General features: G+C 63.8%; 16 protein-coding genes. 6 read left to right on the top strand and 10 right to left on the bottom strand.

The genetic code is table 11. The features are described 5' to 3' along the window. Positions 1 to 15: 15 nt before the first annotated feature. Positions 16 to 228 (bottom strand): 50S ribosomal protein L31, encoded by a 213-nt coding sequence (rpmE, locus tag QRN22_RS07195; protein WP_042552353.1) that lies wholly within the window; start codon positions 226 to 228, stop codon positions 16 to 18. A 317-nt stretch (positions 229 to 545) separates the two neighbouring features. Between rpmE and QRN22_RS07190 the strand changes: the two genes are divergently transcribed. The 6 genes from QRN22_RS07190 to QRN22_RS07165 all read left to right on the top strand — a co-directional run bounded on the left by QRN22_RS07190 (position 546) and on the right by QRN22_RS07165 (position 7,917). After that, entirely contained in the window at positions 546 to 2,765 is a 2,220-nt protein-coding gene (locus tag QRN22_RS07190) for a primosomal protein N' (RefSeq protein ID WP_042552354.1), read from the top strand. A 226-nt stretch (positions 2,766 to 2,991) separates the two neighbouring features. Then, entirely contained in the window at positions 2,992 to 4,755 is a 1,764-nt protein-coding gene (gene argS / locus QRN22_RS07185; protein WP_042552355.1) for an arginine--tRNA ligase, read from the top strand. Further along, positions 4,756 to 5,457 (top strand): SPOR domain-containing protein, encoded by a 702-nt coding sequence (locus QRN22_RS07180; protein WP_042552356.1) that lies wholly within the window; start codon positions 4,756 to 4,758, stop codon positions 5,455 to 5,457. Positions 5,458 to 5,554: 97 nt separating this feature from the next. Then, the gene (gene hslV, locus QRN22_RS07175; protein WP_042552357.1) at positions 5,555 to 6,091 is read left to right on the top strand and encodes an ATP-dependent protease subunit HslV; all 537 of its coding nucleotides are present in this window, start codon (positions 5,555 to 5,557) and stop codon (positions 6,089 to 6,091) included. A gap of 24 nt (positions 6,092 to 6,115) precedes the next feature. Continuing rightward, positions 6,116 to 7,456 carry an ATP-dependent protease ATPase subunit HslU gene (gene hslU / locus QRN22_RS07170; RefSeq protein ID WP_042552358.1) on the top strand — a complete coding sequence of 447 codons (1,341 nt, stop codon included), beginning with the start codon at positions 6,116 to 6,118 and terminating at the stop codon, positions 7,454 to 7,456. An 89-nt stretch (positions 7,457 to 7,545) separates the two neighbouring features. Next, a complete protein-coding gene (locus tag QRN22_RS07165) occupies positions 7,546 to 7,917 on the top strand; it encodes a gamma-butyrobetaine hydroxylase family protein (protein ID WP_042552359.1) in 372 nt (123 codons plus the stop codon). 95 nt (positions 7,918 to 8,012) lie between these two features. On the opposite strand, the gene QRN22_RS07160 is transcribed toward QRN22_RS07165, so the two are convergent. The 9 genes from QRN22_RS07160 to QRN22_RS07120 all read right to left on the bottom strand — a co-directional run bounded on the left by QRN22_RS07160 (position 8,013) and on the right by QRN22_RS07120 (position 17,382). Further along, complete coding sequence (locus QRN22_RS07160) at positions 8,013 to 8,831, bottom strand: phasin family protein (protein WP_042552360.1); 819 nt, start codon at positions 8,829 to 8,831, stop codon at positions 8,013 to 8,015. A 481-nt stretch (positions 8,832 to 9,312) separates the two neighbouring features. Further along, positions 9,313 to 10,380, bottom strand: a complete 1,068-nt coding sequence (locus tag QRN22_RS07155) for an AlgP family protein (RefSeq protein ID WP_285401946.1) — start codon at positions 10,378 to 10,380, stop codon at positions 9,313 to 9,315. A gap of 158 nt (positions 10,381 to 10,538) precedes the next feature. Continuing rightward, on the bottom strand, positions 10,539 to 11,000 hold the full coding sequence (locus QRN22_RS07150; RefSeq protein ID WP_042552363.1) for an Rsd/AlgQ family anti-sigma factor: 462 nt from the start codon (positions 10,998 to 11,000) through the stop codon (positions 10,539 to 10,541). A gap of 326 nt (positions 11,001 to 11,326) precedes the next feature. After that, a complete protein-coding gene (locus tag QRN22_RS07145) occupies positions 11,327 to 12,601 on the bottom strand; it encodes a heme biosynthesis HemY N-terminal domain-containing protein (protein WP_042552364.1) in 1,275 nt (424 codons plus the stop codon). After that, positions 12,598 to 13,743: a uroporphyrinogen-III C-methyltransferase gene (locus tag QRN22_RS07140; RefSeq protein WP_042552365.1), complete on the bottom strand. Its 1,146-nt coding sequence runs from the start codon at positions 13,741 to 13,743 to the stop codon at positions 12,598 to 12,600. The genes QRN22_RS07145 and QRN22_RS07140 overlap by 4 nt, the downstream gene beginning before the upstream one ends. A gap of 16 nt (positions 13,744 to 13,759) precedes the next feature. After that, complete coding sequence (locus QRN22_RS07135; protein ID WP_042552366.1) at positions 13,760 to 14,533, bottom strand: uroporphyrinogen-III synthase; 774 nt, start codon at positions 14,531 to 14,533, stop codon at positions 13,760 to 13,762. Continuing rightward, positions 14,530 to 15,468 carry a hydroxymethylbilane synthase gene (gene hemC / locus QRN22_RS07130; protein WP_042552367.1) on the bottom strand — a complete coding sequence of 313 codons (939 nt, stop codon included), beginning with the start codon at positions 15,466 to 15,468 and terminating at the stop codon, positions 14,530 to 14,532. Before hemC ends, QRN22_RS07135 begins: the two co-directional genes overlap by 4 nt. 94 nt (positions 15,469 to 15,562) lie before the next feature. Beyond that, the gene (locus QRN22_RS07125) at positions 15,563 to 16,309 is read right to left on the bottom strand and encodes a LytR/AlgR family response regulator transcription factor (RefSeq protein WP_042552368.1); all 747 of its coding nucleotides are present in this window, start codon (positions 16,307 to 16,309) and stop codon (positions 15,563 to 15,565) included. Continuing rightward, on the bottom strand, positions 16,306 to 17,382 hold the full coding sequence (locus tag QRN22_RS07120) for a sensor histidine kinase (protein ID WP_042552369.1): 1,077 nt from the start codon (positions 17,380 to 17,382) through the stop codon (positions 16,306 to 16,308). The genes QRN22_RS07125 and QRN22_RS07120 overlap by 4 nt, the downstream gene beginning before the upstream one ends. Positions 17,383 to 17,492: the final 110 nt, after the last annotated feature.

Here is a 17,492-nt window from a genome sequence, read left to right as displayed (position 1 = left end):
TCGCTGCTCGGACGCTTACTTGGCGCCGAACACACCGAAACGCTGCTTGAAGCGGTCGATACGGCCGCCAGCGTCCAGCACTTTCTGCTTGCCGGTGTAGAACGGGTGGCACTCGGAGCACACGTCCAGGCTCAGCGGCTTGGCCAGCGTGGAGCGAGTCTTGATGACGTTGCCGCAGCTGCAGGTGGCGTCGATGGCAACGTATTCCGGATGGATATCGGCTTTCATGATTCTTTCCTCGGGTCTTGTGCCGCCACCAGACTGGATGTCGGGTACCGCACGTAGGTTGGCCGCGGATCATACCAGAGCACAGCCACGATGCAAGCCACGGACTCTGCCGGCCGTCGCCAGGCAAGGCGTACTGGCGGGCCGCTGCAAAAACCCTGCACCGCAAATTAGCATGGGCAGCTCCACCCGCCCTTCGGCAGCGCTGCAATGCGTTAACCGCAAGCGCCTTGTCGAGCGTGCGTGACCACGGCGCTGGCAGCGTAGGTGGTTTTTCAAGGGCCTGTTAATATCGCGCCTCGCCTGCCTGGAGCCTCCGCGTGCCCGACGCCATCCTGCGACTTGCCCTCCCCTCGCCGCTGCGCCGCCTGTTCGACTACCTCGCCCCACCGGGTGTGTCGGCCCGCGACCTGCGTCCAGGAGCGCGGCTGCGCGTGCCGTTCGGCCGCCGCGAGATGATCGGCATACTAGTCGAGATCAGCGACCACAGCGACGTACCGGCCAACAAACTGAAGCCGGCCCTGCAACTGCTCGACCTGCAATCGCCCATGCCGCCGGCACTGCTGCGCCTGTGCCAGTGGACGGCGCAGTACTACCAGCACAGTCTGGGCGACACCCTAAGCTGGGCATTGCCGGTGCTATTGCGCCAAGGGGAGCCGGCAGAAGCACGCCAGGAGCGCTTCTGGCTGATCGCCAAGGACGCCCACCTGGACGACCCGCGGCTGGCGCGCGCGCCCCGCCAGCGCGATGCCCTGAAGACCATCGCCCAGCACCCCCACGGGGTTGCCCATCAACTGCTCAGCCAGCTGCAGATCAACCGCGACAGCTTGCAGCTACTGCAGGAAAAAGGCCTGGTGCGCGTCGAGGTTCGCCGCCTGAGCAGCCCGGAGCGACATGCCAACTGGCTGGCTCAGCCGGAACTGCCGCTCAATGCGGAGCAACGCGCGGCAGCCGAGGCGGTACGTGCCGGCTTCGACAGTTTCAATGCGTTTCTGCTTGCCGGCGTCACCGGCAGCGGCAAGACCGAGGTCTACCTGCAACTGATCCGCGAGACACTGGAAGCTGGCAAGCAGGCACTGGTGCTGATTCCGGAAATCAACCTCGGCCCGCAGACCCTGGCGCGCTTCGAGCGCCGTTTCAACGCGCGCATCGCCCTGCTGCACTCGGCAGTCAATGACCGTGAGCGCCTGGATGCCTGGCTGGCCGCCCGCGATGGCGAGGCCGACATCATCATCGGCACACGCTCGGCACTGTTCACGCCGATGAAGCGGCCCGGCCTGATCATCATCGACGAAGAACACGACGCGTCCTACAAACAGCAGGAAGGCCTGCGCTACCACGCACGCGACCTCGCGGTGGTGCGCGCTCACCAGGAAAACGTACCGATCGTGCTCGGCTCGGCCACTCCCTCGCTGGAAAGCCTGCACAACGCCCACAGCGGCCGTTATGCCATGCTGCGCATGAATCAGCGTGCCGGTGGCGCCCAGTCGCCACGCTTCCTGCGCCTGGATATCAAGAGCCGCCCGCTCGACGCCGGCATGTCCCCGCCGCTGCAACAGGCCATCGCCCAGACCCTGGCTGCCGGTCAGCAGGTGCTGGTTTTTCTCAATCGCCGCGGTTTCGCACCAACGCTGCTGTGTCACGAATGTGGCTGGCTGTCGCAATGCCCACGCTGCGACGCGCGCATGACCGTGCACCAGCGCAGCCGTGAACTGCGCTGCCACCATTGCGGCCATGCCGAACGCCAGCCGAGCAATTGCCCGAGCTGCAATAACGTCGACCTGCGCCCGGTCGGTGCTGGCACCGAACGTGCGGAGGAGCGTCTGGAGATCCTGTTCCCCGACGTGCCGGTGCTGCGGGTCGACCGCGACACCACCTCGCGCAAGGAGGCCATGACCACCCTGTTCAACACCGTCCAGCGTGGCGAGCCGTGCATCCTGGTCGGCACCCAGATGCTCGCCAAAGGTCACCATTTCCCGCGGGTGACCCTGGTGGCCATCCTCGACGCCGACGGCGGCCTGTTCTCCGCCGACTTCCGTGCCAGCGAACGCATGGCCCAACTGATCGTCCAGGTTGCTGGTCGTGCCGGGCGTGCGGAGGAGCCGGGCAAGGTGATTATCCAGAGCCACCTGGCCGACCACCCGCTGCTGGTGCAACTGACCGAGCAGGGCTACTTCGCCTTCGCCGACCAGGCACTCAGCGAGCGTCGCGCCGCCGGACTGCCGCCGTTCTGCCACCTGGCTCTGCTGCGCGCCGAAGCGCACAAGCCCGGCCAGGCCGAAGGCTTCCTCGACGAAGCCTGCAACGAGGCCGAACAATTGCTGGGCGAGTTGAACCTGACAGGAATCGAGTTGCTCGGCCCAGTGCCAGCACCCATGGAGCGACGCGCTGGCCGCTACCGCGCCCAGTTGCTGCTGCAAGGCAATGCCCGCGCGCCCCTGCACAAGCTGCTCGCCCACTGGCTGCTGGTACTCGAAGGCCTGCCCAGCGGGCGTGCCGTGCGTTGGTCGCTGGATGTGGATCCGATCGACCTGTTCTGAACGGCTGCGCGTTGAGCAAGGCGCAGAGCGAAGCGATGGAGGCGGTGCAGCACGCGCAATGCGCAGATAATCTGCCGCCGAGCTTCCCGTTGCACGCTTCATGCAACAACTGCGGCGCGCTTTTCCTCGTAGCTTGTGGCTTGCAGCTTGCCGCTGCTTTTATAATGCCCAGTTTTCCACCCACGCTTTCGAGCGGCGCCGCCTCACGCGGCCGAATGAGCAGACCATGAAAGACAGTATTCGCCACCTGATCCAGCAAGCCCTTACCCGCCTGACCGCCGAAGGCGTTCTGCCCGAAGGCCTGAGCCCGACGATCCAGGTGGAGAACACCCGCGACAAGACCCACGGCGACTTCGCCAGCAACATCGCCATGATGCTGGCCAAGCCCGCGGCGATGAAGCCCCGCGACCTGGCCCAGAAACTGATCGACGCGCTGCCTGCCGATTCACAGGTCAGCAAGGTCGAAATCGCCGGCCCGGGCTTCCTCAATTTCTTCCAGAACAGCGACTCGCTGGCGCAGCGCCTGGAAGACGCGCTGGCTGACGATCGTCTCGGCGTACGCAAGGCCGGCCCCGTCGAGCGCGTGGTCGTCGACCTGTCCTCGCCCAACCTGGCCAAGGAAATGCACGTTGGGCACCTGCGTTCGACCATCATTGGCGACGCCGTGGCACGAGTGCTGGAGTTTCTCGGCGATGACGTGATCCGCCAGAACCATGTGGGCGACTGGGGGACCCAGTTCGGCATGCTGCTGGCCTTCATGGAAGAGAATCCTGCCGCTGCAGAAAGCGAGCTGGCTGATCTTGAAGGCTTCTATCGCGCTGCCAAGAGGCGTTTCGACGAATCCACCGAGTTCGCCGAGCGCGCTCGTGCCCTGGTCGTCCAACTGCAAGCCGGCGAGCCGGAGTGCATGCGCCTGTGGCATCGCTTCAACAGCATCTCCCTGAGCCACTGCCAGAAGGCCTACGACCGCCTCAACGTCAAACTGACGCCGGCCGACGTCATGGGCGAAAGCGCCTACAACACGGAGCTGCCAGGGGTGATCGAAGCCCTGCGCGAGAAAGGCCTGCTGACCGAAGACAACGGCGCCCAGTGCGTCTTCCTCGACGACTACAAGAACGCCGAAGGCAACCCGCTGCCGGTGATCGTGCAGAAGGCCGGTGGCGGCTACCTGTACTCGACCACCGACCTGGCCGCCATGCGCTACCGCAGTCAGCAGCTCAAGGCCGACCGCGCCCTGTACTTCGTCGACCAGCGTCAGGCCCTGCACTTCCAGATGGCTTTCGAAGTCGCGCGCCGTGCCGGCTTCGTGCATGAGGGCATGCAACTCGAACACATGGGCTTCGGCACCATGAACGGCGCCGATGGCCGCCCGTTCAAGACTCGCGATGGCGGCACGGTGAAGCTCATCGACCTGCTCGACGAAGCCGAGGTCCGTGCCTACGAGCTGGTCAAGGAGCGCAACGACCAGCGCGCGGCAAAGGGTGAGACGCCATTCGACGAAGCCGAACTGCGTGAAATTGGCCGTGTCGTGGGCATTGCATCGGTGAAGTACGCCGACCTGTCCAAGCACCGGACCAGCGACTACAGCTTCAACTTCGAGCTGATGCTCAGCTTCGAGGGCAACACCGCGCCCTACCTGCTTTACGCCTACACCCGTGTGGCAAGCATCTTCCGCAAACTGGGCAAAGGCGTCGAAGAGCTCGACGGCCGCATCGAACTTCAGGCGCCACAGGAAATCGAACTGGCCGGCAAACTCGCGCAGTTCGGCGAGGTGCTGGGCAGCGTCGCGGACAAGGGCACGCCGCACGTGCTGTGCACCTACCTGTACGACGTTGCCGGGCTGTTCTCCAGTTTCTACGAGCATTGCCCGGTGCTCAGCGCCGAAGACGAGCCCACCCGCCAGAGCCGCCTGCGCCTTGCCGCGCTGACCGGCCGCACACTCAAACAAGGCCTGCAATTGCTCGGCCTGGAAACTCTGGAGCGCATGTAAGTGGCAGCCCGCAAGAAGCCCGCCCCGAAACGCGGCGCCAGCCGTTACAAGGCCCCGAGCAAACGCCCGGTACCGGGCTGGATCTGGCTGGCCTGCGGCCTGGTGGTTGGCGTGTTCGCCATGCTGCTGTTCAACCTGCAGCCGGGCAGCGATGCGATCAAGCGTGAAAAACCGCAGCCGGAGCGCGCCAGCAACACGCCCAAGGCGACGCCGTCGGCGACCAGCCAGGAACCGGGCAAGCCCAAATACGACTTCTACACCCTGCTGCCGGAATCGGAAGTCATCGTGCCACCTGATGCCGTGCCGCCGCCCACCACCCCGACGCCAGAGCAGAAGCCGGTCACTCCCGAAGAAGCGGCGAAGATCGACGCCGCTCGCGCCCAGGCAGCCCTCAACGGCGAAACGCCACCGCCACCGCCCCCCGTGGTCAAACCGGCGGAATCCGCTCAGGCGCCGCTGACAACGCAGTTCTTCCTGCAGGCCGGCTCGTTCCCTAGCAAGGACAAGGCCGAAAGCATGCGGGCGCAGATCATCCTGCTCGGCCAGAACGTGCGTGTAGAGTCCGGCACGGTGGCAGACAAGACCTGGCACCGCGTGCTGGTCGGGCCCTTCGCCAACCGCGAGCAATTGGCCGGTGCGCAGAAGTCCCTGGCGGCCGGCGGCTTTGGCAATCTGCTGTTGCAACAACGCCAGCTGCGCTGATCACTCTTTAACCCGCTGCCGGTTGAAAAGCCGCGGCGGGCACCCCATCTGAGAGTTTACCAGGGCCATTTTGCCCCGCAGCGTGGAGACTCTCCCCTTGACCACCATCGTTTCAGTCCGCCGCCACGGCAAAGTCGTCATGGGCGGCGACGGCCAGGTTTCCCTCGGCAATACCGTGATGAAAGGCAACGCGAAGAAAGTCCGCCGCCTGTACCACGGTCAGGTCATCGCCGGTTTCGCCGGTGCCACTGCCGATGCCTTCACACTCTTCGAGCGCTTCGAGTCCCAGCTCGAAAGGCATCAGGGCCATCTCGTCCGCGCCGCCGTGGAGCTGGCCAAGGACTGGCGTACCGACCGTTCTCTGAGCCGCCTGGAAGCCATGCTGGCCGTGGCCAACAAGGACGCTTCGCTGATCATCACCGGCAACGGTGACGTAGTCGAACCCGAGCACGGCCTGATCGCCATGGGCTCCGGTGGAGGCTTCGCCCAGGCTGCGGCGCTCGCACTGCTACAGAAAGGCAGCGAAGACCTCGACGCCCGCGAGATCGCCGAAACCGCGCTGAAGATCGCCGGATCCATCTGCGTCTTCACCAATCAGAATCTGACCATCGAGGAGCTGGACTCGGCCATCTAGGCCAGTCCTGATCGGAGCCCGCTCATGTCCATGACACCCCGCGAGATCGTCCACGAACTCAACCGCCACATCATCGGCCAGGACGACGCCAAGCGCGCCGTGGCCATCGCCCTGCGCAATCGCTGGCGGCGCATGCAGTTGCCGGCCGAGCTGCGTGCCGAAGTGACGCCCAAGAACATCCTGATGATCGGCCCAACCGGCGTCGGCAAGACCGAAATCGCCCGGCGCCTGGCCAAACTGGCCAATGCGCCCTTCCTGAAAGTGGAAGCGACCAAGTTCACCGAAGTCGGCTACGTCGGCCGCGATGTCGAATCGATCATCCGCGACCTGGCCGATGCCGCACTGAAGCTGCTGCGCGAACAGGAAATCGTCCGCGTGCGCCACCGCGCCGAAGACGCTGCCGAAGATCGCATTCTCGACGCCCTCCTGCCACCGGCACGTAGCGGTTTCGCCGAGGAAGCGGCGTCGGGCAACGATTCCAACACTCGCCAGCTGTTCCGCAAGCGCCTGCGCGAAGGCCAGTTGGACGACAAGGAAATCGAGATCGAAGTGGCCGACAGCCCTGCCGGTATCGAGATCATGACGCCGCCCGGCATGGAAGAAATGACCAGCCAGTTGCAGAACCTGTTCTCCAACATGGGCAAGGGCAAGAAGAAGAGCCGCAAGCTCAAGGTCAAGGACGCCCTCAAGCTGGTGCGCGAAGAGGAAGCCGGGCGCCTGGTCAACGAGGAAGAACTCAAGGCCAAGGCCCTGGAGGCCGTCGAACAGCACGGCATCGTGTTCATCGACGAGATCGACAAGGTGGCCAAGCGCGCCAATGCCGGTGGTGCCGACGTTTCCCGTGAGGGTGTGCAGCGTGATCTGCTGCCGCTGATCGAGGGCTGCACCGTCAACACCAAGCTGGGCATGGTCAAGACCGATCACATCCTGTTCATCGCATCCGGCGCCTTCCACCTCAGCAAGCCGAGCGATCTGGTGCCGGAGCTGCAGGGGCGCCTGCCGATCCGTGTCGAACTCAAGGCGCTGTCGCCGGAAGACTTCGAACGCATCCTCAGCGAGCCCCATGCATCGCTCACCGAGCAGTATGTGGCACTGCTGCAGACCGAAGGCCTGGGCGTGGAGTTCGCCGAAGACGGCATCAAGCGCTTGGCCGAAATCGCCTGGCAGGTCAACGAGAAGACCGAAAACATCGGCGCCCGTCGCCTGCATACGCTGCTGGAACGCCTGCTGGAGGAGGTATCCTTCAGTGCCGGTGACCTGGCCGGCCAGCAGAATGGCGAGGTCATCCGTATCGACGCGGCCTACGTCAACAGCCACCTCGGCGAGCTGGCTCAGGACGAAGATCTGTCACGCTACATCCTCTAAGAGCAGCCGCAAGCTGCAAGCTGCAAGTCAGAAGCCCCTTCACTCAGGCTCTTCTTGCAGCTTGGAGCCTGCCGCGTGGAGCTTGCGTCATGCTTATCCCCACCTCGATCAAGCTGCACAAGGCTTCCCGCACGCTGGAACTGCAATACGGCAATGATAGCTACAGGCTGCCGGCCGAGTTCCTGCGCGTGCATTCGCCTTCGGCCGAGGTGCAGGGGCACGGCAAACCGATTCTGCAGACGGGCAAGCTGAATGTCGCGCTGATCGGCATCGAGCCTGCCGGTAATTACGCCCTCAAACTGACCTTCGACGACGGCCACGACAGTGGCCTGTTCAGCTGGGACTACCTCCATCAACTGGCGCTGCGCCACGACGAACTCTGGCGTGACTATCTCGCCGAACTCGCCGCAGCGGGCAAATCCCGCGACCCCGATGAGTCGGTCGTGCGCCTGATGCTCTGAGGCGCAGTCATCCGTAACGATCTGGCGCAGCTATTTTCCTGCTGCAACGAAAACGCCCGGCACAAGGCCGGGCGTTGTCGTGACCGCGTACGACCTCAGGACTGATTGCCTGAGACTGGCGTTGTAGCGGTTGCCGGCGAGGCAGCAGGCGTCGGTGTGCTGACAGGCGCAGGCTTGGCCGCCGCGGGCTTCTTCGCTGCCGGCTTGCGTACCGGCTTGGCAGCAGGTTCAGGCGCAGCTTTCGCAGCGGGCTTGGCAGCAGGTTTGGCGGAACTCTTGCTGGCAGCCGCTGGCTTGGCGGCTACCGTTTTGCCAGCAGGCGCCTTCTGCACCGCGACAGCTTTGCCCGTTGTCGCTTTGGCGGCTGGCTTCACAGGCGCTTTTGCCGCAGGCTTGCTGGCCGCTTTGCTCGCCGCCGCCGGTTTCACAGCGGCAGCTGGTTTGGTAGCGACAGGCTTGCTGGACGGCTTCGCAGCAGCAGACTTGGCAGCCGGTTTGGCCGCTGCCTTCGTGGACGAGCCGGTCAATGCCTCCAGTTGCCTGGTCAACAACTCGACCTTGTCGCTGAGCGACTTGACCTCGCTGCGACTCGGCACACCCAGGCGCGAGATGGCACTGTTGAGACGTTTGTCGAAAGCCTCCTCGAGTTCGCCCCACTTGCCGATTGCCCTGTCCTTGACCTCATCGACACGGGATCTGGCAGGCTTCGTTGCCTCTGCTTGCTCGCCTGCATCGCTCTTGGCGGCCTTCTCGGCTCTCTCGCCATCCTTGACCAGCGTGTCGAACAGCTTGGTGCCGTCCTTGCTGACCTTGGAGTACGCGCCCAAGCCCGCCAACCAGATCTGCCGCGAGTACTTTTCAACCTCGCCGACCCACGAACCGGTCTGTTTCTCGGATTTCTTTTTGACAGCCATCCTGCTCTCCTTATTGGGTAAGCGCGACGTGCTCGAGCAACGCGCTCAGCTCATCCAGCGTAGCAGACAAGGCTGGGGGGGGCCTGTCGCGCGGGAATGCCGAGCCGGTTGGGGGCGCCTGCCACGCCAGGGTCCAGGGCCCGCTCGATCTTTCGATACTCACGACGACCCTGTTCTTCACGAAGGACACTCTGTTTCTGACTCCATCGGCTGGCCTGTTGACCAACTCGACTCCTTCATTGACCCGCTTCTTGGCGCGCTGTTCCGCGGCATGGCCAATCCAGGCCAGTGGCCTGCCGCTTGCGAAACATGGAAGCGACAACAGGGAAACGTTCGCAACCGGCAGGCGCGGCTGAGAGGTGTCGAAAGCAGGGAGGCAAGACAAGGGGTGCGGCAGTGAATCGATGCGAGCCGTGCACTCGCGGGAGACAGCCCGCGAACGCTCCGAGAGGGAGCGCTCGCAGGCTTTCAGGCAGCTGAATCAGCTGGCGCTAGGCGGGGTTACACCATTGGCATTGCTCGCTGCCGGCGCTGGAACCGGGCTCTCGCTGGCAGGCTTGCCTGCAGCAGGGGCTGCAGCAGCCGGTTTGTCAGTGACGGCCGGCTTGGGCGCGGGTTTGGCCACTGCCGGTTTCGCCGGTGCTTTGGCAGCCGGTTTGGCAACAGGTGCAGGCTTGGCTGCTGGTGCAGGTTTTGCAACTGGCTTGGCGGCTGGTTTTGCAGCCGGCTTGGCTACAGCAGGTTTTGCAGCGGTTTTAGCAGCCGGCTTGGCAGCAACAGGTTTCGCAGCGGTGCTAGCAACTGGCTTGGCGGCAGCAGGTTTTGCAGCGGCTTTAGCGGCTGGCTTGGCAGCAGCAGGTTTTGCAGCGGCTTTAGCGGCTGGCTTGGCGGCAGCAGGTTTCGCAGCGGCTTTAGCGGCTGGCTTGACAGCAGCGGGTTTTGCAGCGGCTGTAGCGGTCGGCTTGGCGGCAGCAGGTTTCGCGGCGGCTTTGGCAGCAGGCTTGGTGGCAGCGGGTTTAGCGGCGGCTTTGGCAGCGGCAGGTTTCGCAGCGGCCTTGGCAGCTGGCTTGGCAACAGCTGGCTTAGTGGCGGCTTTGGCAGCCGGCTTGACAGCGGCAACTTTGGCCGGGGTCTTGCTGCGAGTGGCCAGAACCTTGCTGGCAGCTTCACGGACCTTGCCGACGCCCTGGGCCAGCTTCAGGCTTTCCTGAGCATCACGCTTGAGCTGCACGATGTACTGACGGGTTTCGCTCTGACGGGCCTGTAGGCCATCCAGTACGCCTTCCAGCTCGCTGACAGCGGACTTGGCCTTGGCCTGAGCCTTGGCTTTGCCTGCAGCAACGGAGGCCTGCAGTTTGCCGCGAGCCTTGTGCAGTTTTTCCTGTGCAGCACCGCGTTGCTTCTCCAGCTTGGCGAGCACTTTTTCAGCGTCGACCAAAGCTTGCGAGCAGGCACTTTCGAGATGCTCGAGCAAACTTCCGGAAAGCTGTTGAAGCAGGTGCAGCGGAGTGGTGACCGATTTCTTTTTCACGTTTTTCGTGGCCGACATGACGCGCCTCCTGGCGGATGAGATGAAGCCATACTAGACCTGTGAATTTGCGCCCGCTAGAGGTGCTTTGCAAGCACATGCGTACAGCAACCGGAGCGGGCATCCGCACACGGACTCGGAGGAGACTGAAACGCCGCGAACTCGCGCGGCGTTGAGCGTCATACAGCGGCGGCGGTGGCCTGCTGCTGGTGAGCGGTGTGCAGCACTTCGATCAGACAGTCTTCGAGTTCGAAGCGCTCATGCAGCATCTGCCCGAGGCGTTTGAGTTCGGCACTGACCGCCTCGACATCGCCACAATCACCTTCATCACAGCGATCATTGAACGCCAGTGCGGCTTCGGTGATCACTTCGAGGCGCGGGTAGATCTGCTTGGCCAGCTCGAGACCGCGCTGGTCACCGAATGCTCGGGCCTCTTCGGTAAGCTGCTGGTAGACCTCGAAATGCCCGGCAGAAACGTAGTCGACGAGGATCTCGCAGAAACGCTGCATCACCACCTTGTCGCTGACATCATCGATGGCCGCATAAGCCTTGATCAGTTCAGCGCGCTCCTGCAACCAGCGATCGATCAACAGGTGTACGCCGCCCCACCGCTCCTGTGCATTCTGGCAACTCTCGAGCATGGTGATCTCCCTCCCTTATCGGTATTTCCTGTAGGCATCCGGGCAACGACTATCGTTCAGCAAATCGTCGGAGCCCCGAATCGGAAGTTGGCTGATCGCCCTATCGACAGCATTCACCTGCTGCCGCTCTGGTGTGAGCCATGCTCGTGCACCGACAACGACGAAAGCGTCACGCCTGATCCCTGAACGTGCAGCCGAGTCCGGACACTAGCATGATTCGTATTGCAGTCCGAACACTCATTTCGCTCAGGGTATGCCCCCTCACCCAAGGCTTCAAGACGCTTCGTCATAAACGCCGGAGCGGCGCCGGCGCGCGTCTTCACGGTTCAGCGCGCAGGGCGCACGGCCTGTGGCTCGGCGGCAGCGACGGCGGGAACACCGACAGCCTGCCCACTGAGGCGGTGATCGAGCAGGCCGAGGCCTTCCTGAAACAAGCGGTTACTGCGTTCCACTTCACCCAGTTGCGCGAGCAGCCGTGCGAGCTCGGCACAGGTTTCCGGATGCCGCTCCAGGGTCAGGCTACTCTCGAAGTAGTCGCGGGCCTTGCCCCACAGCTGGTTATGCAGGCTCAGGCGGCCAAGGGTGAGCAGCAATCCGGCATCATTGGGGTGCTGCTTCAGCCAGCCTTCGGCGGCTTGCAGTTGGCGGGCCGGATCGCGCCCATGCAGCAGTCCGTAGAGGCGCGCCAGGCGACTGTCGTATTCGCGATTCAGTGCCTTGTTGAGCAACTCCTCGGCACCGGGCTCGCCCCCCCGCACACGCAGACGATCGGCATACACGGCCAGCAGTTCGGGTTCGCCGCGCAGGTTGGGTGACAGCCGTTCCCAGGCCTGGGCCAGAGAGGGCAGCGCGCCTTCATCGGCAGCGTTCAGGTCTATGCCGGTGAGGTATTCGCGCCAGGCACGACGCTCAAGCATCATCAACTCGGCAGGCGCCAGCGCCTTCTCCTTGCGCAACACCGGCAGCAGTTTGAGCAGTGCCTGCCAGTCGCCGCGCATCACGTACAGATCCTGCAATTGGCGTAGCACCTGCGGGTTTCGCGGATGACGTTCCTGCATCACTTGCAGTGTTTCCTGGGCGGTCTCCACTTGCCCACGCGCCAGCTGCAGCTCGGCATGGGTCAGGGCGATGGCCAGTTCGGCATTCGGCTGACGCTCCAGCGCCTCGGCCAGCAGCGCATCACTTTCCTCGTAGTGCTCGAGATTGTTGGCGGCACGGGCAGCCCCCAGGTAGTGAATCAACGGACGCGGCTCATTGCGGGCAATGCGGCTAAGATGCGTCTGGGCCTTGGCCCAGCGGCCCTCGATCAGTTCCTGAAAGCCATGTTCCGAGGCACTGCGCACACGGCGTTCACGGTGCAGGCGTGACCAGGGATTGACCAGCCCAAGCGAGGTCAACAGCGCCCGCATGACCAGGCGCAGCAGCCACAGCGTCAGCCATACCGCCACGATCAGCAGCACGAACGCCCACAGCGTCGACTCGTAGCGGAAACCCTGGTAAGCAAAAAGCACATAGCCCTTGTGTTCGGAAATGGCCAGGCCAAGCAGCGCCAGGCCACCGATCACCACCAGGGCGAGCAGCAGCAGGTAAACGCGCTTCATGGGCGCCCCTCCTCGTTGCCAGTTGCCTCATCGGTGGGGGCGTCCTTGAGACGCTCACGAGCCGATTGCTTGTGCTCGATGTAGGCCTGCACCGCATTGAGGGATTGAGTCAGCTCGGGCACCTCGACTTCGACGGGTTTGTCGACCAGCTCGCCCACCCGCGTGCGCAGGGCGCGGCTGTCGGGATTGTCACGATTGAAGTTGGCGTCCAGTACCTCGCCAGCCTGCTGCAGCGCCTGACGATAGACCTGGGTCTCGCCATGCAGCGCGGCCCATTGCGCCTGCTCGAGCGCAAGACTCAGCGCCAGGCGTACCTGGGTCAGGCTTTGCCCGGCGAGCAGCGGGCGGATGTTCTGATCGGCATTGAAATCGAGACGGAAGTACTGCGACAACGTCTGCAGACCGTGACTCCACCAGGTGCCTGGCTCGCTGTCTGCAGCCAGCTCGCCGAGCACACCACCATCGGCCACGAATTTCGGATTCAGCGAGTTCAGTTGCGATGCCTGCTCGCGCAGGGCGCCCAGTTGCAGGAACAAGCCGGTGCGATCAGGGTTATCGGTCGAACGCAGGGCTTCGAGGCTCCTGGCCAGTTGCTCTCGGGCTGCGAATGCCGCCGGGTCATCCTGATCGCGAAGGATCTCGTCGGCCGCCTGGACCAGCGCTGTCGCGCTGTTGGTGTCCTGCAAAGCGGACAAGCGCAGACTGGCGAGACGCAGCAGATGTTCGGCCTCGGCCAGGCGCCAATCCTGGCGGCTGGCGCCCAGCACGGTTTCCAGGCGCTGATTGAGCAATTGCTGATCGCCCTGCAACTGGGCCACCAGGCGACGGCGCTCTTCGAGCTCCTCGACGGTCGGCAACTGCCCAAAACGGTTGTCCAGGCTATTGGTACGTTGCGACAGCGCCTGGGTCTGGCTGCGAGCTTCTTCGAGCTGCCCCGACTGTTGCTGGGCGTCGGTCTGCAAGGCGCGCAGTTGCCAGACACTCCAGCCACCGACACCAACGCCTATCGCGCCGACCAGCAAGGCCACCGCGGCCAGCGCAGAGCCCCGCGAGGCGGGCCTGGCTTCGCCGGCAGCCGGAGAAGATTCGAGGGCGGGTTGTGCAGGCTGCTCCTGCTCTTTCGGGGTAGTCGCTTCGCTCACGTATCCATCCTTTGCTTCACAAGTCGGGCGAAGCCTGCGCACGCAAGGCCGCCAACAACGCCGCGGTATCAGCACCACGGCAATCCACAACATTCGACGCACCCAATTCACGGGCCATGACGGCGACTCGCGGACTGGGTACGAACACGGGTAGTTGCGCCAGCTGCGGCCAGTCATCCGCCGCCAGCTGGCGCAGATGCATCAGGCCCTGCCCACTGCTGACCGCCACGCCATTCAAGCGTTCCACCTGAAATAGCCGCTGCAGGGTGCCAACAGGATAACCCGGCAGCACTCGCCGATAGACCGGCAGGTAGTCGACCTCGACGCCCTGAGCCCGCAATTGCTCGGCTAACAGGGTGCGCCCATCCTCGCCACGAATGATCAATACCCGAGGAAACAGTGCATCCTGCAGCGCGGCCCGCAGCTCGGGCAAGGCCAGCAGGGCCTCGCTGTCATCACCATCACCGGGCCAGGTTACCGGTAGCCCGTAGTCGGCGAGAATCTGTCCGGTTCCCGCTCCCACGCTGAACCAGGGCTGATCGGCCAGCGGTTGTGGCCAGTAGCGATCGAGCAGGTCGAGACCGAAGCGGGCAGCCGGCTTGCTCACCACGATGACCGCAGTGTAGCGGTGCAGGTCACAGATGAGCGCACTCTGCTCCGGGGTCTCCGGCAGCGCCTCGATATCCAGCAGCGGCAGGCAGGCGCCATGGACGCCCTCACTGGCGAGCGCCTTAGCGAGCGCCTGACATTCCTGCTCAGGGCGCGTCAGCAGCAGACGCCAGCCGCTCACTCGCCAGCAGCCTCGCCGTAAATGACCTGCAGAATTTCGCCAGCCCCCTGGGCAAGGAGCGCTTCGGCGACCTCGATGCCCAGGCGCTCGGCATCCTCCGCGCCACCGCGCTGCTCGGCACGCAGCAAACTGCTGCCATCGGGCTCACCGACCAAACCGCGCAGCCACAGTTGCTCGCCTTCAAGAATCGCGTAGCAGGCGATAGGCACCTGGCAGCCGCCATTGAGGCGCTTGTTCATGGCCCGTTCGGCAGTGACTCGCAGCGCGGTCTCGACGTGATTGAGCGGGGCCAGCAGGGCTTGCAGCTCGGCATCACCAACCCGGCATTCGATACCGACCGCACCTTGACCACCAGCAGGCAGGCTGTGCTCGATGGCGATGGAATCGCGAATACGGGCCTCGAAACCCAAGCGAATCAGGCCGGCAGCGGCGAGGATGATGGCGTCGTACTCACCGGCATCCAGCTTGGCCAGACGGGTGTTGACGTTGCCACGCAGAAACTGGATTTTCAGATCGGGCCGACGCGCCAGCAACTGCGCCTGACGACGCAGGCTCGACGTGCCGACCACGCTGCCCCGGGGCAATGCGTCGAGGCTGTCGAAGTGGTTGGAGACAAAGGCATCGCGCGGGTCTTCGCGCTCGCAGATGCAATACAGCCCGAGGCCCTCGGGAAAGTCCATCGGCACATCCTTCATCGAATGGACGGCGATATCGGCCTGGTCCTCCAGCAGCGCGGTCTCCAGTTCCTTGACGAACAGCCCCTTGCCACCAATCTTCGCGAGCGGTGCATCGAGCAGTTTGTCACCCCGGCTGACCATCGGCACCAGGCTCACCAGCAACCCCGGGTGGGCCTGTTCGAGACGAGCCTTGACGTATTCAGCCTGCCAAAGGGCCAGGGCACTCTTGCGGGTAGCGATGCGAATCTCGCGGGGCATGGGGCAATTCCAGAAAAACGATTGCCACCGATGATAACAGGCTCGCGGGTCGCCAGCCCGAAGCCAGGTGCGACCCGTCGCCCCGGTGCGCGCCCTAGATGTGATTCATCATCTTGCGCACACCCGCCACGTGACGACGACTGACCACCAGCGCATCACCATTGAGCCCTTTCAGATAGAGCTGAAAGTGCCCCAGCGGCGTGCGCTGCAAGCGCTCGATGCGTTCACGCGACACCAGCGCATTGCGGTGAATACGCACGAAACGATCGCCGAATTCGTCTTCCAGCGCCTTCAGCGGCTCGTCCAGCAAGACCTCGCCCCCTTCGTGGCGCAAGGTCACGTACTTGTGGTCGGCGATGAAGTAGATGACCTGATCCAAGGGAATAAGCTCGATACCCTTGCGAGTACGCGCACTGATGTGACTGCGCGGACCGACGCCGCTTTCTGCGGCAGGGCGGGTCAACGCAGCGAGCTGGACACGGTTCAGGCGCTCGGCCTTTCTCAACGCGTCCTCGAGAAGTTCGGGGCGCACGGGCTTGACCAGATAGCCCACGGCGCTAACCTGGAACGCCTCCACGGCGAACTCGTCATGAGCCGTACAGAAGATCACCGCAGGTGGCGCCTCGCGCTCACACAGGCGGGCAGCGGCCTGCAGGCCGTCGAGGCCGGGCATGCGGATATCGAGCAGCACCACATCGGGCTTGAGACTCTCGACCAGAGCCAGTGCCTCTTCACCGTTGCTTGCAGAGGGCTCGACAACACGATAACCCTCCAGCGCGGCAACCATACGGCTCAAGCGCTCTCGGGCAAGGGGTTCGTCATCGACGATCAAGACATTCATAATGATCTGGCTTCCTGCATGAGTCTTGCGCATGGGTAGCGAAGACGGGTGTAGTGACGGCCATCACGACGCTCCACGCTGAGACTGGCCTGCGGACCGAAAAGTGCCGCAAGACGCGCGTCGATATTGGCCAGCGCCTGTTGGGTTCCGCGCGAAGCCAGAGGCTTGCCGCCGTCCTCGTATGGATTGCTGACGCTGAGATGGAACACACCATCGATGTAATTGGCTGAGATCTGCACCAGTCCCCCTTCGATACGTGGCTGGATACCGTAGATCAATGCATTCTCCAGCAGCGGCTGCAGGGTCAGCTGAGGAATGGGTAAATCAGCGGGGACATCATCCACCTCCCACTGCAACTGTAGTCGCTCGCCGAGCCGGTAGTGCTCGATCGACAGGTATCTCTGCGCCAGCTCCAGTTCCTCACTCCAGCTTACGAGGGTACCGGGCCTGGCCAGGCTAGCCCGGAACAGGTCGGAAAGATCCAGCACGGCCTGTTCCGCCCTGACAGAGTCTGTGACAACCAGGCTTGCGATGCTGTTCAAACTGTTGAACAGGAAATGCGGACGGATCCTCGCCTGCAACGATTCGATGCGGGCGCGCAGTTCGGCCTGCTCCTGACGTCGCCACTGGCTCTGCAGATAGAAATAGCGCAGCAGCAACGCCGACATGATCATGCTGATCAGGGCATGGCGCAGGTACAGGTTCACTTCGCCGTCATGGGGCAGCGGACCACCGAGGTCGTAATAATCGGCTACCGCCGTGCAGCCGAGCGTCAGGCCGATGACCAGGGCGCAGCAGGCCGCCCCTGCCCACATGGCCTGCAAGCGCGCGAGCAGCGGCCGCAAGCGGCACAGCAGCGCCGATGACAGCAGCACGATCCACTGCACGAACAGCGAAGTCAGCGCCAGACGGCCCCAGTCGAAACCGGGCAGCATCGGCTCGGCGAGTACCAGCACCAGCACCAGCAGTTCGGCGAGCAGCACGGTGGTGAGCAGCGCCTCGGGCTGACACAGCTCCGGCACGAAGAAATCGTTGGGCCCCGCGGGTTTCGAGATGTTCAGATTCTTATCCATCGGCGCAGTTTCCGCGCGCGCTTCGACGCGGGCAAGAGAGCCCATCGCAAGCGGGCGAAATAACCCACCGAAATGCCTGCTGGCGGGAGAAAATGTGATCCAGACGACAC

Origin of the sequence: Pseudomonas sp. MEJ086 (assembly GCF_030209025.1) — a bacterium.
Lineage (GTDB): Bacteria > Pseudomonadota > Gammaproteobacteria > Pseudomonadales > Pseudomonadaceae > Aquipseudomonas > Aquipseudomonas fulva_A.
This window is presented reverse-complemented; position numbering and strand designations above follow the sequence as displayed.